Origin of the sequence: Helicobacter pylori (assembly GCF_016755635.1) — a bacterium.
In the GTDB taxonomy this organism is placed as follows: Bacteria; Campylobacterota; Campylobacteria; order Campylobacterales; family Helicobacteraceae; genus Helicobacter; species Helicobacter pylori_CQ.
In genome coordinates, this window is record NZ_CP051500.1 from 143,285 (window position 1) to 166,338 (window position 23,054).

Consider the following 23,054-nt stretch of genomic DNA (forward strand, 5'->3'; position numbering starts at 1 on the left):
TTTAAAGGGATTTTTAGTGCTAGAATTTCATCAAGTTTATGACCCTTTGGGTAATATTTGGCTGAGCGCTCTTGTAGCTTTATTGCCGATTTTATTGTTTTTCTTATCTTTAATGGTTTTTAAACTCAAAGGTTATACAGCGGCCTTTTTGAGCGTAGCTTTATCAGCTATTATTGCGGTTTTAGTGTATAAAATGCCTGTTAGCATGGTGGGTTCAAGCTTTCTTTATGGCTTTCTTTATGGCTTATGGCCGATCGCTTGGATTATTATTGCGGCGATTTTTTTATACAAACTCAGCGTTAAATCCGGCTATTTTGAAATTTTAAAAGAAAGTGTTCAGTCCATCACTTTAGATCACCGGATTTTAGTGATTTTGATTGGCTTTTGTTTTGGCTCGTTTTTAGAAGGAGCGATCGGTTTTGGAGGGCCTATTGCCATCACAGCGGCGATTTTAGTGGGGTTGGGGTTAAGCCCTTTATACGCTGCTGGGTTATGTTTGATCGCTAACACCGCTCCTGTAGCCTTTGGTGCGGTGGGTATCCCTATAAGCGCGATGGCGAGTGCGGTAGGGGTGCCAGCGATTTTAATTTCAGCCATGACGGGTAAAATCCTCTTTTTTGTGAGCTTGTTAGTGCCGTTTTTCATTGTGTTTTTAATGGATGGCTTTAAAGGGATTAAAGAGACTTTTCCGGCCGTTTTTATCGCGGCTTTTTCTTTCGCTGGCGCGCAATTTTTAAGCTCTAATTATTTAGGGCCAGAATTGCCCGGCATTATTTCAGCCCTTGTTTCACTCGTTGCAACGGCGCTCTTTTTGAAATTTTGGCAACCTAAAGTGATTTTTAGAAGCGACAACAAAGCGGCTTCATTCACTAAGAGTAACCATCATATCTGTAAGATCTATGTCGCTTGGTCTCCTTTTGTGATCTTGGTTTTAGTGATTGTGTTATGGATACAGCCTTTTTTTAAGGCTTTATTTGAAAAAGACGGCTTGTTAGCTTTTTCTAATTTTTATTTTGAATTCAATAACATCAGTAACCACATCTTTAAAAGCCCGCCTTTTGTAGAATCCGATCAAAGCGCGAGTTTTCCGGTGGTGTTTAAATTTCTCTTAATCAACACGGTTGGCACTTCCATTTTTTTAGCCGCTCTTATTAGCATGCTTGTTTTAAGGGTGCGAGTGAGCGATGCGCTGAGCGTTTTTGGCGAAACTTTAAAAGAAATGCGTTACCCCATTCTCACCATTGGTTTAGTCTTAAGCTTTGCCTATGTGTCTAATTACAGCGGGATTTCTTCCACTCTAGCCTTAGCGCTCACGCATACGGGTTTGGCTTTTACTTTTTTCTCGCCCTTGATCGGGTGGGTAGGCGTGTTTTTAACCGGGAGCGATACGAGTTCCAATCTTTTGTTTGGCTCTTTACAGCAACTCACCGCCCAACGATTGCATCTCCCTGAGGTTTTAACCCTAACGGCTAATACCGTGGGAGGCACTTTGGGCAAGATGATAAGCCCTCAAAGTATCGCTATCGCTTGCGCAGCGGTAGGGTTAGCCGGAAAAGAGAGCGATTTGTTCAAATTCACGGTCAAATACTCCCTTATTTTTGTAGCGATCATGGGAGTCGTGATTAGCGCGATTGCGTATTTGATCCCTGAAGTGGTGCCTACGATAAAGTAGAGCCATTTTGGATCTGGAAGGGTTTAACCCCCAAATAAATTTTTTTGTTTTAAAAAATTTAAAATTTTAAGCGTCATAGAGCTTATGGGTAAGGTTTCTAAGTCTTTAAGGCTATAAAAACGAACGGGATTTTTTAGATCCTTTATTGTGGCTAAATAGAGGTTTAAATTGAGTTTGAATTTAGTGTGGCTGTGTTTGATCGCACCTAAAAAGGGGAGTTTGCATTCTAAATTTTCTTTTAAGTCAGGGAAATGGTGCATCCCCAAATAGAGTTTTTGCTCTATTTTTTCTAAAGCGATTTGGTTATTTTGGATCACAACGCCCAAGTAACGCTCTTCTTGAACGATTTCTTGTTTTTTCTTAAGCGTGTGTTTTTCTAGGTTATTTTTACCTAAACAATAAGGATTGAAAGGGCAAATCGCGCATTTGGGTTTAGGGGAGCAGATTAAAGCCCCTAGATCAATTAGGGCTTGGTTATGATTAAAGCTTTCATTAGGATTAAGAAAGTCATTCGCCTTAATTTGTAAGTCTTTAGCGTGGATATTAGGATCCAAACCAAAAAGCCTTAAAAGCACGCGCTTGACATTAGCGTCCACGCATGCTCTCTTTTCTCTAAAACCAAAACACAAGATCGCATTAGCCGTGTATGCGCCAATCCCAGGGAGTTTTAACAGGCTTTGATAGTCATTGGGTAGTTGTGAGTGGTGTTCTTTAACGCAAATTTCAGCGCTTTTTTTTAAATTTTTAGCCCTTGAATAATAGCCAAGCCCTCGCCAGAGCAATAAAACCTCCTCTAATTGAGCGTTCGCTAAGTCTTTTAAAGTGGGGAAAGCTTCTAAAAAAGGGGAATAAAAACGCTCAATTACCGTGTTGATTTGGGTTTGTTGGCTCATCACTTCACTGATATAGACTTCATAAGGAGCGTTAATGCCCTTTAAATTCCTAAAAGGTAAATCCTTTCGCCCAAATTCTTCATACCATTTTAAAAGGGCGTTGTGTAAAGTTTCCAGCTACAACCACCTATAAGCGATGAGTTTAACCCAAGGCACGCACACGCTTAAAAACACGATCAAATACACCATACCAAAAATAAACCCCCATTTCCAAAAATCCTTGCTTGAAATATACCCGCTCCCGTAATAAATGGTGGATGGGCCTGTGCCATAGGGGGTTAAAATCCCCATAATCCCTAAAGAAAGCATTAAAAACAAGCTCAATTCTTGCAAATTGACCCCTTGAATGTGCGAACCAATCCCTACAAAAAGCGCAAATAACGCGCTCACATGAGCGGTGATGCTTGCGAAAAAATAATGAAACAGATAAAAGAGGGCTATAATAAACAAGACCGCTATTAACGGATCCAAGTTAGCATGCTCTAAAAAATTTTTAGCCGCATTGCCGATAAAGTTTAAAAACCCTACATTTTTAAGCCCGCCAGCCATCGTGAGTAGCGATCCAAGCAATAAAAAAATGTTGAACGCGCTCTTGTTTTTAATGATGTCTTCATAGCTTACAATCTTGCAAAACGCCATTAAAACCATGACAATCAAAGCCGTCGCGCTCGCATGCAAGCCTAAAGGTTTGCTAAAAATCCAACCCAATAAAGCTAGTAAAGTGAGGCTGAGCATTAAAATTTCTTTTAAAGAAAACCTCCCCATGCCCTCTAATTCTTTTTTAGCCCACAAACTCACTTCTTTTGAGCCTTTTAAGGTGGGTTTGCAGGTTTTATACGCTAATAAAGGCGCAAGCAAGATCAAAACCACCCCACAAGGCAAGAACGCTAAAAACCACGAAAACCATGAGATTTCATTCACGCCCATTTTGGTAGCGATTTCCATTGCTAGGGGGTTAGGAGCGAGCGCGGTTAAAAACATGGACGAAGTGATGCAAGTTGAAGCCAAAGCGACCCACATCAAATACGCGCCGATCTTGTCAGGGTTATTATTTGGAGCAGATCCCATTAAAGGCGGGATAGATGAAACGATTGGATAGAGTATGCCCCCACTTCTAGCGGAGTTGCTAGGGATAAAGGGGGCAAGACACAATTCGCTCAAACCAATCGCATAGCCTAAACCTAAAGGGGTTTGCCCTAAAAACCTAATGAGTAAAAGAGCGATCCGTTTCCCTAACAAGCTTTTTTCATACCCTAAACCCAAAATAAAAGCGACAAACACAAGCCACACCGTTTTATTCGCATACCCGCTCAAACCCCACGAAATAGCCTTATTAGCGCTCGCTACTTCATCGCTCGCTCCAATTTTTAACGCCACGCACAACACTAACGCGCTCAATGCCACTAAACCTGATGGCACCGGCTCTAAAACTAGCCCTATAATCATGCCCATGAAAATACAAAAATAAAGCCATGCGTTAGGGTTTAACCCATCTGGTGCGCCTAAAAAATACAATAGCGTTGCGATAAAAAAAGGGGCAAGGATTGAGAGAATTTGTTTAGTCATGTTTAGCCTTTAGCCAAAGATAGTAGTGGGTTGGCTTAGAAATGCCATTCAAATTGGATTGAGTTATTACAATATTACAGAAAAAGATTAAAAATTAAGCTTTTTGAAAAAGATAAAATTTTATAATCATGTTTATCTTTGTTGAATTTACTACAAATAGGAGTATTGCATGCAAGAAAATGTGCCTTTGAGTTATGATTATTCCATTAGCAAATTGTTTCTTTATGCGATGGTTGGCTTTGGGATAATAGGCATGTTAATAGGGATTGTGTTAGCCTTTGAATTGTCTTTCCCTAACTTGAATTACATTGCAGGGGAGTATGGTATTTTTGGCCGCTTACGCCCTTTACACACCAATGCGGTGATCTATGGTTTTACCCTTGGGGGGATTTGGGCGAGTTGGTATTATATCGGTCAAAGGGTGCTTAAAATCACTTATCACCAACACCCCTTTTTGAAAATTGTAGGGTTATTGCATTTTTGGCTTTGGATTCTTATTTTAATTCTAGGGGTCATTAGCTTGTTTGCTGGTCTTACTCAATCTAAAGAATACGCTGAATTGATGTGGCCTTTAGATATTATTGTGGTTGTGGTATGGGTGCTATGGGGGGTTAATATGTTTGGGAGCATGAGCGTTAGAAGAGAAAATACCATTTATGTGTCTTTATGGTATTACATCGCTACTTATGTGGGCATAGCAGTGATGTATATCTTCAATAACCTTTCTATCCCTACTTATTTTATCGCTGATATGGGGAGTGTTTGGCATTCTATTTCTATGTATTCAGGCAGTAATGATGCGCTCATTCAATGGTGGTGGGGGCATAATGCGGTCGCTTTTGTCTTTACGAGTGGGGTGATTGGCACGATTTATTATTTCTTGCCTAAAGAGAGCGGTCAGCCTATCTTCTCTTACAAACTCACTTTGTTTTCCTTTTGGAGCTTGATGTTTGTTTATATTTGGGCGGGCGGGCACCATTTGATTTATTCCACCGTGCCTGATTGGGTGCAAACCCTTTCTAGCGTGTTTTCAGTGGTGTTGATCTTGCCTTCGTGGGGGACAGCTATTAACATGCTTTTAACGATGAGGGGCCAATGGCACCAGCTCAAAGAAAGCCCTTTGATCAAATTCTTAGTTTTGGCTTCAACTTTCTACATGCTTTCCACTTTAGAAGGCTCTATTCAAGCCATCAAGAGCGTGAACGCCTTAGCCCACTTCACCGATTGGATTGTAGGGCATGTGCATGACGGCGTACTTGGGTGGGTAGGCTTCACTTTGATTGCGAGCATGTATCACATGACGCCTAGGCTTTTCAAAAGAGAGATTTATTCAGGCAGGCTTGTGGATTTCCAATTTTGGATCATGACTTTAGGGATTGTGCTTTACTTTTCGTCCATGTGGATTGCAGGGATCACGCAAGGGATGATGTGGAGGGATGTGGATCAGTATGGGAATCTCACTTACCAGTTCATTGACACGGTTAAGGTGTTAATCCCTTATTACAATATTAGAGGCGTTGGGGGTCTTATGTATTTTGTTGGATTTATTATCTTTGCCTACAATATTTTTATGACAATCACAGCAGGCAAAAAATTAGAGCGTGAGCCCAATTACGCCACGCCTATGTCTAGATAGGGGAGGTTGGAAATGTTTAGTTTTTTAGAAAAAAACCCGTTCTTTTTCACTCTTGCGTTTATTTTTGTGTTTGCGATTGCAGGCCTAGTGGAGATTTTGCCTAACTTCTTTAAATCCGCTCGCCCCATTGAAGGCTTACGGCCTTATACGGTTTTAGAAACAGCGGGGAGGCAAGTTTATATCCAAGAAGGTTGTTATAACTGCCATTCCCAGCTTATTCGCCCCTTCCAAGCTGAGGTGGATCGATATGGTGCGTATAGTTTGAGCGGGGAATATGCGTATGACAGGCCATTTTTATGGGGTTCTAAAAGGATTGGCCCTGATTTGCACAGGGTGGGGGATTATCGCACAACCGATTGGCATGAAAAGCACATGTTTGATCCTAAAAGCGTTGTGCCACACAGCATCATGCCCGCCTATAAGCATTTATTTGCAAAAAAGAGCGACTTTGACACCGCTTATGCAGAAGCTTTGACGCAAAAAAAGGTTTTTGGCGTGCCTTATGACACAGAAAACGGCGTGAAATTAGGGAGCGTAGAAGAAGCGAAAAAAGCCTATTTAGAAGAAGCTAAAAAAATCACAGCCGATATGAAAGACAAGAGGGTGCTAGATGCCATTCAAAGAGGTGAAGTGTTAGAAATTGTGGCTTTGATCGCTTATTTGAATAGCTTGGGTAATTCCAGGATCAACGCCAATCAAAACGCTAAGTAAGGGGTGAGTGATGGATTTAGAAAGTTTGAGAGGTTTTGCGTATGCGTTTTTCACTATTCTTTTTACGCTCTTTTTGTACGCTTATATTTTTAGCATGTATAGAAAGCAAAAAAAGGGTGTCGTGGATTATGAGCGATACGGGTATTTAGCGTTAAATGATGCTTTAGAAGATGAGTTGATTGAACCACGCCATAAAGAAGTTCATGATAAGGGCATAAAGGAAAGTTGAAATGGATTTTTTAAACGACCATATAAATGTTTTTGGCTTGATTGCAGCGCTTGTGATTTTAGTTTTAACCATCTATGAATCCAGTTCGCTCATTAAAGAAATGCGCGACAGCAAATCTCAAGGTGAGCTTGTAGAAAATGGGCATTTGATTGATGGGATAGGGGAGTTTGCCAATAATGTGCCAGTAGGCTGGATCGCAAGCTTTATGTGCACGATTGTGTGGGCTTTTTGGTATTTTTTCTTTGGGTATCCGCTGAATAGCTTTTCTCAAATCGGGCAATACAATGAAGAGGTTAAAGCACACAACCAAAAATTTGAAGCCAAATGGAAGCATTTGGGTCAAAAGGAATTGGTGGATATGGGGCAAGGCATCTTTTTAGTCCATTGTTCGCAATGCCATGGCATCACCGCTGAGGGCTTGCATGGGAGCGCTCAAAATCTGGTGCGATGGGGTAAAGAAGAGGGCATTATGGATACCATTAAGCATGGCTCTAAAGGCATGGATTATCTCGCTGGGGAAATGCCTGCTATGGAATTGGACGAAAAAGACGCTAAAGCGATTGCGAGCTATGTGATGGCAGAAATTTCTAGCGTTAAAAAAACCAAAAACCCTCAACTCATTGATAAGGGCAAGGAGCTGTTTGAAAGCATGGGTTGCACAGGCTGTCATGGCAATGATGGTAAGGGCTTGCAAGAAAATCAAGTGTTTGCGGCCGATTTGACCGCTTACGGCACAGAGAATTTTTTGAGAAATATCTTAACGCATGGCAAAAAGGGCAATATAGGGCATATGCCATCATTCAAATATAAAAACTTTAGCGATTTGCAAGTTAAAGCGTTAGCCGAATTTATCCAATCGCTAAAACCCTTAGAAGATTAAAGGAAAAGAGATGAAATTTTTAAACGGATTAGCAGGGAATTTACTGATTGTGGTTATTTTATTGTGTGTAGCCGTTTTTTTTACGCTCAAAGCGATCCATATCCAAAAAGAGCAAGCCACCAATTATTACCGCTATAAGGATATTAACGCTTTAGAGATGAAAAACACCCAAAACCGGGCTAATTATGAATTGGTCAATCAAGGGAGTAAAAAATGAAATTCACGACTTTAGAAAAAATCTTAGCCTTAATGGTAGTAGCGACCATTTTAATGACGATTGTTATTTCTTTTGTGCCTAACTTGTTTTTGTTTAGCACATGAGAATCTTATGGCTTGTAATAGCCTTTGTTTGTTGTTTGGGGGCCGATGATTATGTTTTTAATAATTCTAAGGGGCGTTTGGTAGAAAAAAGCGTTGCGTTTGTAGAGGGCGTTTCTAAAGAGCTTTATCTTAAAGCAGGCGTGCGTTTTGTGATTGATATGACGGATTTTGAAAAAAATCCTATCGCTTTGGCACTCAAAAAGGAACGCCAAAATTATCAAGAGGGCTTTTTAAAGCAGCTCAAGCCCCCTTTTGTGGTATTCTTTTTTTACCATGACGCTCAAAAAATAGAATTAGTGGCTAACCCTAAAGATTTGTTAGACACTGATAAAATCTTTTTTGAAAAAATCGCTCCCTTACTCCCCACAAACGCTAAAGAATACACGCCCCAAAGGATTTCAGCCATGCTCATTAACGGCTATTCGGTCGCAGTAGATGCTTTAGCGGAAAAATATCATGTGAATATTGTGCAAAATTTTAACGCTCCTAAGGGAGTAACTTTTGTAAAGGTGGTTATTTATATTTTATTATTGACGCTTTTAGGCGCGTTTTTGGGGCTTTATTTTTTTAAAAAATCTTAAGAGAGAAAATCAATGAAAGAAAAAAACTTTTGGCCTTTAGGGATCATGAGCGTGCTTATTCTTGGACTTGGGATTGTGGTGTTTTTGGTGGTGTTTGCCCTAAAAAATTCGCCTAAAAACGATTTAGTGTATTTTAAGGGTCATAACGAAGTGGATTTAAACTTTAACGACATGCTTAAAATTTATGAAAATTTTAAGTCTAATTATCGTTTTTTGGTGGGTTTAAAACCCCTTATTAAAAGCCCTAAAACCCCCATTTTGCCCTATTTTTCTAAAGGCACGCATGGGGATAAAAAACTCCAAGAAACCCTTTTAAACAACGCTTTGATTTTGGAAAAATCCAACACGCTTTATGCGCAATTGCAACCGCTCAAACCCGCTTTAGATCCGCCAAATATTCAAGTGTATTTAGCGTTTTATCCCAGCCCATCACAGCCCAGATTATTGGGGACGCTTGATTGTAGAAGTGCATGCGAACCTTTAAAATTTGATTTGTTAGAGAGCGATAAAAGGGGGCGCTATAAGATCCTTTTTAAATTTGTTTTTAAAAATAAAGAAGAATTGATTTTGGAGCAACTGGCTTTTTTCAAGCAGCGCGTTTAAAAAAATGCCTTTAGCGTTTTTTATTAACACTCAATCATTTTAAAAAGCCTGAATTTTCTATCCAAACGGGTATAATAAGGCTATGGGTTTTTTAAAAGTTTTTAAGCATGACGCCTTGGGGCAAGTAGGGAATGTTGTTGTGGGGAATTTTTTAATAACGCTCACTATTTTAGCGGTTTGTTTTTCCTCTCAAAGCGTTGAAGAAACGACCATGCTCACTTTAAGCTACACGCTCTTTTTTGTCTTGGGGGCGTTTTTACTGATTGCAATCAGTGTGGGAGCGATCAAAAATCTCAATGCGCTTTTTTCTAAAAGGGGGGTTTTAAGCTTTTCTTTACCCGTTAGTTTAGAGTCTTTATTGCTCCCTAAAATCTTGCTCCCCATGGTGTTTTTTATCTTCAGTTTGTTCTGGTTTGTGGCGAGCGTTCGTTTGGGCTATTCTCTTTTTAACGCGCAATCCAGCGTGCTGTTTATCTTGCACACCGCTTTAAAAACCTTTGTGTTAAAACCCACTAAAACTATAGGCGTTGCGCTGTTTTTAGGGCTTGTTTTAATGAAATTTTTATTTGTTTTGAGCGTTTTAAACGCTGCTAGGATCAAAAAAGCGCGTTTTTTACTAGGGGGGCTGTTATTCATTTTGGTGGGGGTTGTTTTGGAATTAGCGTTTAATTCGTTACTGCCCTTAATGAGCTCTAGTTTAAGCATCAATGAGGGATTTTATTATTTCTTGCAACAACAAGAATTGCAAGAAAATAAATACTACCTTTTATGGGGGGTGGATTTTTTAAAAATCCTTTTATTGTATGGGGTGATCCGTTACTTGCTTATGCATAAATTAGAATTGGATTAAGAAAAGCGGTATTTTAAATATTCATCAGTGAGCAAGCAATCTTTAGTCTTTAACAAGTTAGTGTAAAATCCGTGCTGATAGCCCAATTCAAAAAGCTTGTCTATGGCGAGAATTTGAACCTCACTTAAGTGCGTTGAAGTTTCGTTCGCATACAAGCTTAAATAAGTTCGTAAGCGCTCTTTATTGACACGAATGAGCGAACGCTCTAACAGCATGCTAGAGAGCAAATTTTGGTGTTTTAGCGCGGCTTCAACCGCTTTAATCAAAGCCTTTTTAATCAAAATCGCACGATACAAGGGGATAGAGCGCCTAATCGCCATGCCCCCTAAAGGTAAGGGTAAATCCACTTCAATGAGTTCTTTCCAAACATCCCACAATTCTTTTTCCACTTCTAATTCATCATGGAAATCCAAGATATTTTCATGGATGAGCACGCCCGCATGCACGCTCCCTTCAAGCACCGCTTTTTCAATGTCCAAAAAATTCATGTAAGTGATGCGCGCATGTTTGTAATAGATCTTAAACAAAAGGGCGTTGGTGGTGTGCTCCCCGCTTAATGCGACTCTAAAATCTTTTTTCAATTTCACGCCCTTTTTTTTCACTAATTTAGGCCCATAGCCGTTCCCAAAGCTCGTCGCTGTAGGGAGCAAAGCATAATCGTTTGCAATTTTAGGGTATAGCCCAAAGCTGATTGCGCTCACATCGTAAGTGTTTTTTAGGGCTTCTTGGTTTAGGGTTTCAATATCAAGGGCAATGTTTTTGAATGTTTTATTCTTAATGGGGCAATCTATCCAGCCAAACTTAATCGCATAATACATGAAAATATCATCAGCATCAGGGCTATGAGCGACACTAATCAAAGTAAAATCCTTTTGTGATAGGGTAAGTCCTTTTATTATAATAGATTTTAGGCTAGGATTTGATAGAATAAACAAATCAAATTCAATAAGGTGATTTATGGCAATAGATGAAGACAAACAAAAAGCGATTTCTTTAGCGATCAAACAAATTGATAAGGTTTTTGGTAAGGGGGCGTTGGTGCGCCTTGGGGATAAGCAAGTAGAAAAGATTGACGCTATTTCTACAGGCTCGTTAGGGTTGGATCTGGCTTTAGGGATTGGGGGCGTTCCAAAGGGCAGGATCATTGAAATTTATGGGCCAGAGTCAAGTGGGAAGACCACTTTAAGCTTGCATATTATTGCAGAATGCCAAAAAAATGGCGGCGTGTGCGCGTTCATTGACGCTGAGCATGCCCTAGACGTGTATTATGCTAAGAGATTGGGTGTGGATACGGAAAATCTACTCGTTTCCCAACCAAGCACAGGCGAAGAAGCTTTAGAGATTTTAGAAACGATCACCAGAAGCGGAGGGATTGATTTGGTGGTGGTGGATTCGGTGGCGGCTCTTACGCCTAAAGCGGAGATTGATGGGGATATGGGCGATCAGCATGTGGGCTTGCAAGCAAGGCTTATGAGCCATGCGTTAAGGAAAATCACCGGTGTTTTGCACAAGATGAACACTACTCTCGTTTTTATTAATCAAATCAGGATGAAGATTGGCATGATGGGTTATGGGAGTCCAGAGACCACAACCGGAGGTAACGCTTTAAAATTCTATGCGAGCGTTAGGATTGATATTAGAAGGATTGCGGCTTTAAAACAAAACGAACAGCATATCGGTAACAGAGCTAAAGCCAAAGTGGTTAAAAATAAAGTCGCTCCGCCCTTTAGAGAAGCGGAATTTGACATCATGTTTGGGGAAGGGATTTCTAAAGAGGGCGAAATCATTGACTATGGCGTGAAATTAGACATTGTGGATAAGAGCGGGGCATGGCTTAGTTATCAGGATAAAAAGTTAGGGCAAGGCCGAGAAAACGCTAAAGCCCTACTGAAAGAAGATAAAGCCCTAGCGAATGAAATCACTCTTAAGATTAAAGAGAGTATTGGTTCTAATGAAGAGATCATGCCCTTACCGGATGAGCCTTTAGAAGAAATGGAATAAAAAAGGATTTTGATGCTAACCATTAAAGATATTCATGCTTTAGAAGTGATGGATAGTAGGGGCAATCCTACCATTCAAGCCAGCGTGGTTTTAAGCGATAATACTAAGGCGAGCGCGATTGTGCCTAGCGGGGCGAGCACCGGTAAAAGAGAAGCGTTAGAATTAAGGGATAATGACAAAACCCGTTTTTTGGGTAAAGGGGTTTTAAGGGCATGCGAAAATGTCAATAGCGTGATCAAACACCATTTAATAGGGCTTGAAGCGACTAGTCAAGCCTTTGTGGATGAGAGGTTAAGGGCTTTAGACGGCACGCCTAATTACGCTAATTTAGGGGCGAACGCTGTTTTGGGCGTTTCTATGGCGTTAGCAAGGGCTAGCGCGAAGGCTTTAAATCTGCCATTATACCGCTATTTAGGGGGGGCTAACGCTCTGACTTTGCCTGTGCCAATGCTCAATATCATCAACGGCGGAACGCATGCGAATAATTCCATAGACTTTCAAGAATACATGATCATGCCTTTAGGGTTTGAGAGTTTTAAAGAAGCCTTAAGAGCGAGCGCAGAAGTCTATCACACGCTTAAAAAACTTTTAGATGAAAAGAATCAGCTCACAAGCGTGGGCGATGAGGGGGGTTTTGCGCCTAATTTTAACAACAATGTAGAACCCCTTGAAGCCATTTCTCAAGCCATTGAAAAAGCCGGCTATAAATTAGGCGAAGAAATCGCGCTCGCTTTAGATGTAGCGAGCAGTGAGTTAGTGGATGAACATTTCAATTACCATTTAAAGGGTGAAAATAAGATTCTAGATTCGCATGAATTAGTGGCTTATTATAAAGAGTTGGTGGCAAAATACCCGATTGTATCCATTGAAGATGGTTTGAGCGAAGACGATTGGGAGGGTTGGGCGTTTTTAAGCAAGGAATTAGGGCGTCAAATCCAGTTAGTGGGCGATGATTTGTTTGTAACGAACGCAAACATTTTACAAAAAGGCATTGAAAAAAACATTGCGAACGCCATTTTGATCAAACCCAATCAAATCGGCACCATTAGTGAAACTTTGGAAACCATAAGGTTAGCCAAACACCATGCCTATCAATGCGTGATGAGCCATAGAAGCGGGGAGAGTGAAGACAGCTTTATCGCTGATTTTGCAGTCGCGCTCAATACGGGAGAAATTAAAACCGGATCCACCGCAAGGAGCGAAAGGATCGCCAAATACAACCGCCTTTTAGAGATTGAGCATGAATTAAAAGGGGGGATTTATATCGGTAAAGAGTTGTTTAAGCATGGCTAGTGGCCTTTTTGAAAACGATAAAATCAAAGACAACAAAGCGCGAGATTTTTTTTATAGCCATAGCTCCCTTATTGTCTTTTTCCTTTTACTGCTTGGGTTTGGGTATTATTTAGGGAAGTTGCTTTTTGGGGGTTCTTCTTTAGAGGTTTATTTGGATTTAAGAGACAAGCATGAACGATTGCAACAAGAAATCACCGAATTGCAAAGCAAGAATGTGCGCTTGCAAAAGCGTTTGTTTGAATTGAGGGAATTACGGCCTAGAGATTAGATTTAAGGAAATGGCAGTGTTAAAAAAGATGATAGGTTTGGTGGTGGTTTTAAGCGTTTTATTGGCTAGAGACAACCCTTTTGAGTCTGAAATCAATTCCAAGAATTTGCAAGGGGGCTTTAATGGGATCTATGACAGCTATTTTAAAGAAATCCATGTGGATTTGCCCACGAGCGCTAGGATTTTAAAACAAATCACGCTCACTTACCAGGATATTGATGGCTCTATCCATTCTAAAGTCGTGGGCATTGATAAAAGCATTGATTGGCATTACCCCTTAAAACTCTCCCAACACACCCTTAATCAAGACGCCTTTGAAAAACGCTACCAGATCCAAGATTTTGATTTTTTAATGGCAAACAACACGATGATTTTGCGTTCCCCTTATAAAATTTTGCGCTCTTTTGTGCTGGTCAATCCTTATAGAATCGTGTTAGACACGCAAAAAGGCCCTTTGGATATTTATCAAAACATGGATTTAAACCAGAAATTTTTTTCTCAAATTAAAGTCGGCACGCACAAAGATTATTACCGCATCACGCTCATTTTAGACGGGAAATACCGCTATCTTTTGGAAGAAAAAAATGGGGCGTATGAATTAAAATTGAAATAAAAGCATGCAGCATTTAGTCTTAATCGGTTTTATGGGGAGCGGTAAAAGCTCTTTAGCGCAAGAATTGGGGCTTGCTTTGAAATTGGAAGTGTTGGATACGGATATGATCATTAGCGAGAGGGTGGGCTTGAGCGTGAGAGAAATTTTTGAAGAGCTTGGCGAAGACAATTTCAGGATGTTTGAAAAAAATTTGATTGATGAATTAAAAACGCTCAAAACCCCCCATGTTATTTCTACCGGTGGGGGCATTGTGATGCATGAAAATCTTAAGGGTTTAGGCACAACTTTTTACCTCAAAATGGATTTTGAGACCTTGATTAAGCGTTTGAATCAAAAAGAAAGGGAAAAACGCCCCCTTTTGAATGATCTCACTCAAGCCAAAGAACTTTTTGAAAAACGCCAAGCCCTCTATGAAAAAAACGCCTCCTTTATCATTGATGCAAGAGGTGGTTTAAATAATTCTTTAAAACAAGTGCTACAATTCATCGCATAAATTTTTTTTAAAGGCCTTTTGATGTTAAGTAGAGACATTGTCCAATATTCCAAGATCCGCACCGAGTTATACGCTTATCTTACCTATTTGTTTTCGCACAATATCCGCAACCATCTCCCTGAAATCACTTTGGATTATTTAAACAAACAGATCAGAAAAATGCACGCTGAAATCAAAATGGCAAAAAGTTTTTTTGTGTTAGACGCTAAGGGCATGCTAATTCTTAAGCCAAGCCAACTTAAAGAGCAGGGGCATAAGGAAGGGATATTAGAGCATGATTTAACAGAAGGGATTGAATTAGAATCGCATGCCAGCTTTAGCGATAAATACTATTTTTATCAAGCCGTGAGTGAAAAGCGTTGCATTTTAACAGATCCCTATCCTTCTAAAAAAGGAAACCATTTAGTAGTGAGCGCATCTTACCCGGTGTATGATCAAAATAATGATCTAGCGTTTGTGGTGTGCTTGCAAATCCCTTTGAGGGTGGCGATTGAAATCAGCTCGCCTTCAAAGTATTTTAAAACCTTTAGCGAAGGGAGCATGGTCATGTATTTTATGATTTCTATCATGCTCACTTTAGTGTCGCTGCTTTTATTTGTGAAATGCATTTCTAGCTTTTGGACAGCGATTGTCAATTTTAGCAGTTTTGATATTAAAGAAGTGTTCCACCCTATCGTGCTTTTAACCTTAGCTTTAGCCACCTTTGATTTGGTCAAGGCGATTTTTGAAGAGGAAGTGTTGGGTAAAAATAGTGGGGATAATCACCATGCGATCCACCGCACGATGATCAGGTTTTTAGGCTCTATCATTATCGCATTAGCCATTGAGGCGTTAATGCTCGTGTTTAAATTCAGCGTGAGCGAACCGGATAAAATCACTTATGCGGTGTATTTGGCTATCGGCGTGGCAGTGCTTTTGATAAGTTTAGCGATTTACGTTAAATTCGCCTATAGCGTGTTGCCCAAACGAGAACGCTAAGAGTTTAAAAACCTTTCTTTTAAGCGTTTGAAAATCTTACTCAATCTAAAAAAGACATATTCTAAAAGGGTTTTTTTATTGAGTAGGGGGGAAAGAAATTCAAAGGTTTTTTGTTTGTCTTGAAGGCTTAAACATTCTGTCATTTGTTTAAGGAATTTCACGGAATATTCAGCATAAAAAGGGGTTTTTAAAAGAGTCTCATGCCATTCTTTAGAATATAAAGCAGTGGGTAAAACCCAAGGTTTTCCTGTAAAATAAAAATGCAGCATGACGATTTCCTTTTTGTCAGGGATGAAGCGTTTTTGATTGGCCATGAAAGGGTGGGTGTTATAAATATAAGGTAAGATTAAAACTTTTTGATAGCATGCGAGCGTTAAAAGATCCTGTTCAGGGCAAAACACGCACTGGCCTTTTTGATGGGCCAAGTCCAATAAGCGCTCTTCTAATTTATCAGCCCGCCATAGCTTTAAATTCACGATTAAAAACCCAACGTTATAGTGGTTTTCACAAATGATTTGCATGTCTTTTTCTTTAAGGTAATGCTCATGGAGTGAAAATTTTTGGCGAGGCTCTCTCTCCCTTTCTATTTGAAAGCGTTTAAGGCTTTTAGGAGAAGAAAAATCCTTAGCCGCTCCAAAATAATAAGAATCCAGCGGGATAAAAAAACTCTCGCTCACATCGTTTAAAAACAAAGTGTCTGCATCAAACATGATGATTTTGTCGTATTGCGGGAATAAAGAAGCCAAAAACAAACGGCACATGACCATTTTAGAAAAGCGAGTCTTAGCGTAAATATTGAGTTGCAAAAAAGCTTCATGGATTTTATCAATCGCAGAGGGCTCTACTGAAGGGGTGTAAAGATTAGGGGTTGAAATGTCTAAAAAATCCACGCTCGCATAAGCATCAAAGGGGGCTAGAGTCTCTTTCAATTTGCGCTGGTTTTCAAGGCTTAAATTATCCACCAGGCAGTGGATTTTATAAAAAAGTTTTTTATCATGGTGTTCTGTTTTAGCGCAAGCTAGCATGGAATACAAGCTCACGCCAGCCGGCATGGCATAATGATTGTCAAAAGCGATGACAATAGGAATAATAATACTCATTTTAAGCTGTTTCCCTAAAATAGGTTTTTAATTAAATTTAATCCAAAAGTTGAATTTATTTTTTGACAATATTATACTATAATAACCAATTAAATTGGGGTTTTACTGATTTTTCTTTGTGCGAGCTTTGGCTTAGTTTTGTAAGGAATGAGATGATAAAGAGTTGGACTAAAAAGTGGGTTTTGATTTTGTTTTTAATGGCAAGTTGTTTCAGTTATTTGGTGGCTACAACCGGTGAGAAATATTTTAAGATGGCTAATCAAGCCCTTAAGAGAGGGGATTACCATAGAGCGGTGGCTTTTTATAAGAGGAGCTGTAATTTAAGGGTGGGGGTTGGTTGCACGAGTTTAGGCTCTATGTATGAAGATGGCGATGGCGTGGATCAGAATATTCCAAAAGCCGTTTTTTATTACAGAAGAGGGTGCAATTTAAGGAATCATCTCGCTTGCACGAGTTTAGGCTCTATGTATGAAGATGGCGATGGCGTTCAAAAAGATCTTCCAAAGGCTATCTATTATTACAGGAGAGGGTGCCACTTAAAGGGTGGGGTGAGTTGCGGGAGTTTAGGTTTTATGTATTTTAATGGCACAGGTGTTAAGCAAAATTATGCCAAAGCCCTTTCTCTTTCTAAATACGCTTGCAGTTTGAATTACGGCATCAGTTGTAACTTTGTAGGGTATATGTATAGGAACGCAAAAGGTGTGGAGAAGGATTTGAAAAAAGCCCTTACGAATTTTAAAAGAGGGTGCCATTTAAAAGACGGAGCGAGCTGTGTGAGCTTAGGCTATATGTATGAAGCCGGTCTTTATGTCAGACAAAATGAAGAGCAGGCCTTGAATCTTTATAAAAAGGGTTGTTCTTTAAAAGAAGGGAGCGGTTGTCATAATGTGGCGGTGATGTATTACACGGGTAATGGCACTCCAAAGGATTTAGATAAAGCCATTTCGTATTATAAGAAAGGTTGCACTCTAGGCTTTAGTGGTAGCTGTAAAGTGTTAGAAGAAGTGATTGGCAAGAAGTCTGATGATTTGCAAGATGACGCGCAAAACGACACGCAAGATGATACGCAATAGGCCAGAGTTTAGGGGCTATGATTAAAACTCATTTTATAGAAATCTTTCTATTCTCCTATTATCAAATAGGGATTAAGCGTCTCTATTGATGGGTATTGAGATTAAAAATCCACAAATCTAGGGTTTGGATTCGCTCTCATATTGATAATAAAAACATTCAAAGGCATTTTAAAACAAATATAAAAGAGCTTACAACACAAGCGATAATTTTTTAAAGCGCTCTTTAGGGGATTTAATGGGGTTAAAGGGGGCGTTATTTCAAAATCCCCCTATCCGCTTTAAAAAATAACTTACAGAATAAAAATTAACTATGAAAAAGCTTAAAAACAAGTTTTTTAAAAAAGAATATTGAAAAAGCTATTCATATTTGATCAAAACAAAAACCTTTATTCAATCAAAATAAGGTTAAAATCCAATAAAAAGGAGTTTTATAACTCTTCATAGGATTTTACAAGCTTATAGCAACAAAACTTTTTGTTGGTTTTGTTAAAAAATACTTTGAGCCTTTTTGCCTTTCACTCAATATTCGTATAAAGCGCGACCACATCATCATCGTCTTCAATCCTATCCAGTAATTTTTCGGTAAGCTCCATTTGTTCGTCATTCAATTCAATGGGCGTTGTGGCGATGCGTTGCAAACCCGCTTTTAAAATGGGCAATTTCAAGCTTTCAAACCCCTCATTTAAGAGTTTGAAGCTGTTATAATCCCCCCTAATAATAATCTTGTCTTCTACTTCTTCTAATTCTTCCAAGCCATAATCAATGAGAGCGAATTCTAAATCTTCTAGGCTGAGTTTTAAATTTTTTACTTCATTTTTCAAGCATTCAAACACGCTTTTTCTATTAAACATAAACTCTAAAGAGCCATTAGGCACGATACTTGCCCCTTGCGTTTTATTGAAATAGCTTTTAAGGTTGGCAATGGTTCTAGTGGGGTTATCAGTCATGCATTCCATAATGATTAACACGCCAAAATTCGCCTTACCCTCATAAGTGATTTCACTCAAATTCCCCTCTTTACTGCTCGCTCTTTTAATCGCTGCGTCAATATTGTCTTTAGGCATGTTTTGCGCTTTAGCGTTTAAAATCGCTGTTCGTAGTTTGGCATTCGTGTCCGGCTCGCTCCCGCCATCTTTTGCCGCTAGAGTGATCGCTTTGGCGAGCTTGGGGAAAACCTTACTCATCTTATCCCATCGTTTTTCTTTAGCCGCTCTTCTGTATTCAAACGCTCGTCCCATTCAATTCCTTTGTAATAAGTTAGCCACTTCTTTAGCATGATAGCTAATAATCATATCCGCTCCCGCTCTTTTAAAACAAGTCATCGTTTCTAATAAAACGCTTTCATAATTGATCAGGTTGTGTTTTTGCGCGAGTTTGAGCATGGCGTATTCCCCACTCACATTATAGAGCGCTAAGGGGAGCAAAGTGTGATCTCTAATCTCTTTAACAATATCCAAATACGCTAAAGCCGGTTTCACCATTAAAATATCCGCACCCTGTTTTTCATCTTCCAAGCTTTCTAAAAGCGCTTCTTTTTGATTAGCGTAATCCATTTGATAGCTTTTGCGATCGCCAAAACTCGGTGCAGAATTGGCTACATCTCTAAAAGGCCCGTAATAACTGCTCGCAAATTTAGTGGAATAGCTCATGATGGGCGTGTGAAAATACCCGGCCTTATCTAGCGCTTTTCTCAAGCTTAAAACATTGCCATCCATCATGTTGCTTGGGGCTAGAATATCCACGCCGCTTTCGGCTAAAATAAGCCCTTGAAGATTTAAAATCTCTAGCGTTTTATCGTTAGACACAGAATCGTTTTCTAAAATCCCGCAATGCCCATGGTCGGTGTATTCGCAAAAACACAAATCCGCTATAACGATCAAATCCTTAAATCGTTTTTTAATTTCTCTCGTGGCTTTTGCGACAATGTGATCCTTATTTAACGCATGGCTTCCTGTAGCGTCCTTATGTTTAGGAATGCCAAACAATAAAACGGCTTTGATGCCTAAACCCACTAATTCTTCGCATTCTTTTAAAAGAGGCTCGATACTCATTTGATAAACGCCAGGCATGGAACTGATTTCATTTTTAATATAACTATCGCTTTCTATGACAAATAAGGGAGCGATGAAATCATCAATATTCAGACGCGTTTCTCTTATCATCGCCCTTAAATTTTCGCTGCTTCGTAATCTTCTCAATCGTTTGAACATGTTCTCTCTTTATTGTTTTTCTTTAACCCCACAATTGGCTTTTTCTATCCCCATCATTCCCTTCACCTCTTTCAAATTTTCGGGGGGGGGGGGGGTAACTCTTCATCATCTTCTTCTAAATCGTAAAAACTATTAAAAACGCAATCATGGATAGTGAAACAAATTCTTCCATTGCTGTAATGATAGCTCAAATTCAATCCCATAGCCTCTAAAGCGTTTTTAATGATATACATGCCTAACCCAAAACCATGGGCTTGGCTGGGGTTAGAAGATTTGAAGTAGGGTTGCAAATATTTTTCAAAATTTTCTTTTAAAGGTTTGCTTTTATTGGACACCACTAAATTATTTCCTATGAAATCCAAAAATACCTGTTTGTCATCGCTGTATTTAATCGCATTATCTATCATGTTTTTTAACGCTATAGAAAACAATTCAAAATCCGCTTCAATGATGTAATTTGAAGAGGATACATGGATAGGGCTTTTTTTATCCTCATCAATTAAAAGCATTTTTTCAATCTTGTCTATCAAATCGCTCATTAAAAATTTTTCTTTATTGCTCCCATAATTTTTGGAAGCGAGTTGCTCAATGCGGGCAAATTGCTCAATCAACATGTTCAAGTGATCAAATATAGATGAAAAGCGCTTGTAAGACAGCTCTTCTTTGAGCATAGAGCTTAGTATCTTGCCCTTAGTGATAGGGGTGCGTAATTCATGCATGATAGAGCGCAAAAATAAAACCCGAGATTCATTCATCGCATTGATTTTTTGGATGCAATTGTCAAATTCGTTAGCCAGATCCCCTATTTCATCTTTTTGCTTGCTTTTACAACTCACGCTTTTATCCCCTTGAGCGAAGCGTTTCACTTGAGATCTTAACTCTTTTAAGGGCAATAAACTCTGCAAAACAAATAAAAAAAGGAATAAAATCAATAATAAACCCACCATAATAGCTAAGAAATAATTCCTGTAAGAAACCGAATGCAAATCTTTATAAAGCACAAAATGCTCATTCTTTTTTAAAAGGATAAAAACCATATCGCTGAATTTAAACACTTCAGCATACCCAATATTCCTATGGTGCAACTGGTGGCGTCTTTTGGCTAAAACCTTTTCTAAATTTTCCATTGTGGTTTCTTTAAAACCAATTTTATAGAGATAATCTTCTATGGCTCTATAATCAGAGTAGTTATTTAAAATTTCATTGATGGTGGTAACAAACTGATAATGGCGCATTTCGTTTTGATAGTTTTCGTGATTGATTTGAGAAGACACGAAATAGTAAGCGAACGCTCCAAAACTAAAGAGCGTTACCATAAACAAAGCGACAACTTTAAAAAAGATAGAGAAACGCAAAACCCCTTAACTCCTTATTAGAATATCAGTATTCTAATTTATAACCAATCCCTCTAACAGAGATGATGTATTGCGGTTGTTTAGGATTTTTTTCAATCTTGGATCGCAAACGGCCAATGATCACATCAATGCTTTTATTAGAGCTTTCAGGGTTGATGCTCTCGCTCTCAATCGCAATGCTTTCACGGCTAAACACATAACCTTTTTTGCTAATGAGAAGCGAAAGGATTTCATATTCAGCCCTAGTTAAGTCTAGCTTTTTTTCATGCATATACACTTCTCGGCTATCCTTATCCACCCTAAAGATATTCGCATCGCTTGGCTCACTCACTTCTTCTTTTTTATGAGAACGCCTGAGTAAGGACTGGATGCGAGCTAATAATTCTTTAGGATCATAGGGTTTAGGGAGGTAATCATCAGCCCCATAATCTAGCGCTTTAATCTTATCTTCCACATCGCTTCTTGCTGAAGAAATAATAATAGGGATATGTTTTTGTTTGGAAATGCGCCTACACACTTCAAGCCCGTCTAAATTAGGCAAAGTCAAATCCAATAACAACAAATCATAATTTTGTGTGTTAGCCGCACTAATGCCGGTGTATGGCTCATCGTAATTGGTTACATGAATGCCATGTTGGAGCAAAAACTCGCTCAAAAACTCGGCTAATTCTATATCATCTTCTATCATTAAAACTTCTATCATACTTCAATTAACTCCTTCAATGATTTTTACAACTTTAAAAACGATTAACTCTGTTAATGTTTTAAGGGCTTGATTTTAGCATTTTATTACTAAAGATACCTTAAAGATGTCTTAAAAATAAAAATTCAAAACATTATCATAGTTATTAATGGGAATTTAAGGCTTTGTTTTCATGGAATATTGAAAATCAAAGTCTTATTTTTTAATGTTTTTAAAAAATTCCTTTGATCATTTTTCACTCTGTGTCTTCTCGCTCCAAAGATTCTAATCGTTTTTCAAGCACGCTCAATTGGTATTGCAAGAAACGCGCCACTAAATCCAAACGCTTCATGGCTTCTTTTTCTTCTAAAGCTTGCATGCCTTTAAACAACACTAAGGTCCTCTCTAATAAATTTTTTAAAAAAACCCGCTCGTTTGGAATTAACACTTGCGTGGGGTTTTCTTGCACGATTTCTTCTATAATGATTTCTGGCGCCTCTTCTTCTTTTTCTTCTGTATTTTCTTCTGTGATTTTTTCTTGCGTTTCTATTTTAGCAGCGTTTTTTGGCTCCGTGTTACTCATTGGTGGCGTTTCAGCGTTTTTGGCGTTTTGCAAATAAGGGGGCGTTTTGAAAAAAGAGGGCGTTTTTTGTGCCGTATTAAAACCATCATCAATGGTTTTAGCCATTTTTTCAATTTCATTAAGGGTTTCTGAAATAATGTTTTTCAATTCCATTCTACCAGCCATTTTTCTAAATTTTCAACGCTCAAAAAATCCCCTTTGATAAAATTCAAATAGTGCTGCTCTAGTATTGCATCGTGTTTGAAAGGAGCGCCATTTTTTTGGATTTTTTCCAAGCGTTTTATTTGTTTTAACGCCTCTGCATGGTCAGGGGTTTTTTTTAAAATATTAGTATAAATTTGCAACGCTTCTTCAAAAAACCCTTGTTCTTCATAAATATTAGCGAGCGTGATAGTTTCTAACGACATGGTGTTTTCAATTACCCTTTAAAGAATACTCATTCTTAATTATTAAACTCCATTTT

General features: G+C 38.9%; 25 protein-coding genes and 1 pseudogene. 16 read left to right on the forward strand and 10 right to left on the reverse strand.

What is annotated here, in order from left to right; translation table 11 throughout:
* Positions 1-16: 16 nt before the first annotated feature.
* Positions 17-1,672, forward strand: a complete 1,656-nt coding sequence (locus HG567_RS00665) for an L-lactate permease (protein WP_202163849.1) — start codon at positions 17-19, stop codon at positions 1,670-1,672.
* Positions 1,673-1,695: 23 nt separating this feature from the next.
* On the opposite strand, the gene HG567_RS00670 is transcribed toward HG567_RS00665, so the two are convergent.
* Positions 1,696-2,682: an adenine-specific DNA glycosylase gene (locus tag HG567_RS00670; RefSeq protein WP_202164014.1), complete on the reverse strand. Its 987-nt coding sequence runs from the start codon at positions 2,680-2,682 to the stop codon at positions 1,696-1,698.
* On the reverse strand, positions 2,683-4,131 hold the full coding sequence (locus HG567_RS00675; protein ID WP_202163850.1) for a DASS family sodium-coupled anion symporter: 1,449 nt from the start codon (positions 4,129-4,131) through the stop codon (positions 2,683-2,685). It lies immediately after the preceding gene.
* A 169-nt stretch (positions 4,132-4,300) separates the two neighbouring features.
* Between HG567_RS00675 and ccoN the strand changes: the two genes are divergently transcribed.
* The 8 genes from ccoN to HG567_RS00715 all read left to right on the forward strand — a co-directional run bounded on the left by ccoN (position 4,301) and on the right by HG567_RS00715 (position 9,942).
* The gene (ccoN, locus tag HG567_RS00680; protein ID WP_202163851.1) at positions 4,301-5,767 is read left to right on the forward strand and encodes a cytochrome-c oxidase, cbb3-type subunit I; all 1,467 of its coding nucleotides are present in this window, start codon (positions 4,301-4,303) and stop codon (positions 5,765-5,767) included.
* Between the two features lie 12 nt (positions 5,768-5,779).
* Positions 5,780-6,478, forward strand: coding sequence for a cytochrome-c oxidase, cbb3-type subunit II (gene ccoO / locus HG567_RS00685; RefSeq protein WP_202163852.1), 699 nt, complete (start codon positions 5,780-5,782; stop codon positions 6,476-6,478).
* Between the two features lie 10 nt (positions 6,479-6,488).
* Positions 6,489-6,707, forward strand: coding sequence for a cytochrome c oxidase, cbb3-type, CcoQ subunit (locus HG567_RS00690; protein WP_001847091.1), 219 nt, complete (start codon positions 6,489-6,491; stop codon positions 6,705-6,707).
* A 1-nt stretch (position 6,708) separates the two neighbouring features.
* Complete coding sequence (ccoP, locus tag HG567_RS00695) at positions 6,709-7,587, forward strand: cytochrome-c oxidase, cbb3-type subunit III (protein WP_000346887.1); 879 nt, start codon at positions 6,709-6,711, stop codon at positions 7,585-7,587.
* A gap of 10 nt (positions 7,588-7,597) precedes the next feature.
* A complete protein-coding gene (locus HG567_RS00700; protein ID WP_060474299.1) occupies positions 7,598-7,804 on the forward strand; it encodes a DUF4006 family protein in 207 nt (68 codons plus the stop codon).
* A 100-nt stretch (positions 7,805-7,904) separates the two neighbouring features.
* On the forward strand, positions 7,905-8,489 hold the full coding sequence (locus tag HG567_RS00705) for a hypothetical protein (protein ID WP_202163853.1): 585 nt from the start codon (positions 7,905-7,907) through the stop codon (positions 8,487-8,489).
* Positions 8,490-8,501: 12 nt separating this feature from the next.
* The gene (locus HG567_RS00710; protein ID WP_202139798.1) at positions 8,502-9,092 is read left to right on the forward strand and encodes a hypothetical protein; all 591 of its coding nucleotides are present in this window, start codon (positions 8,502-8,504) and stop codon (positions 9,090-9,092) included.
* A gap of 82 nt (positions 9,093-9,174) precedes the next feature.
* A complete protein-coding gene (locus HG567_RS00715; RefSeq protein ID WP_202139799.1) occupies positions 9,175-9,942 on the forward strand; it encodes a hypothetical protein in 768 nt (255 codons plus the stop codon).
* Here the strand turns inward: HG567_RS00715 and HG567_RS00720 are convergent.
* A complete protein-coding gene (locus HG567_RS00720) occupies positions 9,939-10,802 on the reverse strand; it encodes a menaquinone biosynthesis family protein (protein WP_202139800.1) in 864 nt (287 codons plus the stop codon). The two genes, HG567_RS00715 and HG567_RS00720, sit on opposite strands and share 4 nt — an antisense overlap.
* A gap of 97 nt (positions 10,803-10,899) precedes the next feature.
* Here HG567_RS00720 and recA point away from each other — a divergent pair, with 97 nt between their 5' ends.
* Genes recA through HG567_RS00750 form a run of 6 tightly spaced genes read left to right on the forward strand, consistent with a single transcriptional unit; the run spans position 10,900 to position 15,588 of the window.
* A complete protein-coding gene (recA, locus tag HG567_RS00725) occupies positions 10,900-11,943 on the forward strand; it encodes a recombinase RecA (protein ID WP_000963119.1) in 1,044 nt (347 codons plus the stop codon).
* A 12-nt stretch (positions 11,944-11,955) separates the two neighbouring features.
* Complete coding sequence (eno, locus tag HG567_RS00730; protein ID WP_150198730.1) at positions 11,956-13,236, forward strand: phosphopyruvate hydratase; 1,281 nt, start codon at positions 11,956-11,958, stop codon at positions 13,234-13,236.
* A complete protein-coding gene (locus tag HG567_RS00735; protein ID WP_000146234.1) occupies positions 13,229-13,504 on the forward strand; it encodes a hypothetical protein in 276 nt (91 codons plus the stop codon). The genes eno and HG567_RS00735 overlap by 8 nt, the downstream gene beginning before the upstream one ends.
* A gap of 16 nt (positions 13,505-13,520) precedes the next feature.
* Positions 13,521-14,117 (forward strand): AMIN domain-containing protein, encoded by a 597-nt coding sequence (locus tag HG567_RS00740; RefSeq protein ID WP_187230225.1) that lies wholly within the window; start codon positions 13,521-13,523, stop codon positions 14,115-14,117.
* Positions 14,118-14,121: 4 nt separating this feature from the next.
* Complete coding sequence (locus HG567_RS00745; protein ID WP_001164289.1) at positions 14,122-14,610, forward strand: shikimate kinase; 489 nt, start codon at positions 14,122-14,124, stop codon at positions 14,608-14,610.
* Between the two features lie 21 nt (positions 14,611-14,631).
* Positions 14,632-15,588, forward strand: a complete 957-nt coding sequence (locus tag HG567_RS00750) for a PDC sensor domain-containing protein (protein ID WP_108299759.1) — start codon at positions 14,632-14,634, stop codon at positions 15,586-15,588.
* Here HG567_RS00750 and rfaJ read toward each other — a convergent pair.
* Positions 15,585-16,688, reverse strand: coding sequence for an HP0159 family lipopolysaccharide 1,6-glucosyltransferase (rfaJ, locus tag HG567_RS00755; protein WP_202139801.1), 1,104 nt, complete (start codon positions 16,686-16,688; stop codon positions 15,585-15,587). The genes HG567_RS00750 and rfaJ overlap by 4 nt on opposite strands.
* A 152-nt stretch (positions 16,689-16,840) precedes the next feature.
* Between rfaJ and HG567_RS00760 the strand changes: the two genes are divergently transcribed.
* Positions 16,841-17,761, forward strand: coding sequence for a tetratricopeptide repeat protein (locus tag HG567_RS00760; protein ID WP_202163854.1), 921 nt, complete (start codon positions 16,841-16,843; stop codon positions 17,759-17,761).
* A 515-nt stretch (positions 17,762-18,276) separates the two neighbouring features.
* Here the strand turns inward: HG567_RS00760 and HG567_RS00765 are convergent.
* The 6 genes and pseudogenes from HG567_RS00765 to HG567_RS00790 all read right to left on the reverse strand — a co-directional run bounded on the left by HG567_RS00765 (position 18,277) and on the right by HG567_RS00790 (position 22,998).
* Positions 18,277-18,999: a YebC/PmpR family DNA-binding transcriptional regulator gene (locus HG567_RS00765; protein ID WP_108253554.1), complete on the reverse strand. Its 723-nt coding sequence runs from the start codon at positions 18,997-18,999 to the stop codon at positions 18,277-18,279.
* Complete coding sequence (gene hemB, locus HG567_RS00770; RefSeq protein WP_078269638.1) at positions 19,000-19,971, reverse strand: porphobilinogen synthase; 972 nt, start codon at positions 19,969-19,971, stop codon at positions 19,000-19,002.
* Positions 19,956-21,326 (reverse strand): annotated as a pseudogene (gene arsS / locus HG567_RS00775) (acid-sensing histidine kinase ArsS). The gene hemB and the pseudogene arsS overlap by 16 nt, the downstream one beginning before the upstream one ends.
* Before the next feature lie 25 nt (positions 21,327-21,351).
* Complete coding sequence (arsR, locus tag HG567_RS00780; RefSeq protein ID WP_000573717.1) at positions 21,352-22,029, reverse strand: acid response regulator transcription factor ArsR; 678 nt, start codon at positions 22,027-22,029, stop codon at positions 21,352-21,354.
* Between the two features lie 235 nt (positions 22,030-22,264).
* Positions 22,265-22,744 (reverse strand): CiaD-like domain-containing protein, encoded by a 480-nt coding sequence (locus tag HG567_RS00785; RefSeq protein WP_187875735.1) that lies wholly within the window; start codon positions 22,742-22,744, stop codon positions 22,265-22,267.
* Positions 22,735-22,998, reverse strand: a complete 264-nt coding sequence (locus HG567_RS00790) for a tetratricopeptide repeat protein (RefSeq protein ID WP_120980216.1) — start codon at positions 22,996-22,998, stop codon at positions 22,735-22,737. The genes HG567_RS00785 and HG567_RS00790 overlap by 10 nt, the downstream gene beginning before the upstream one ends.
* Positions 22,999-23,054 lie beyond the last annotated feature (56 nt).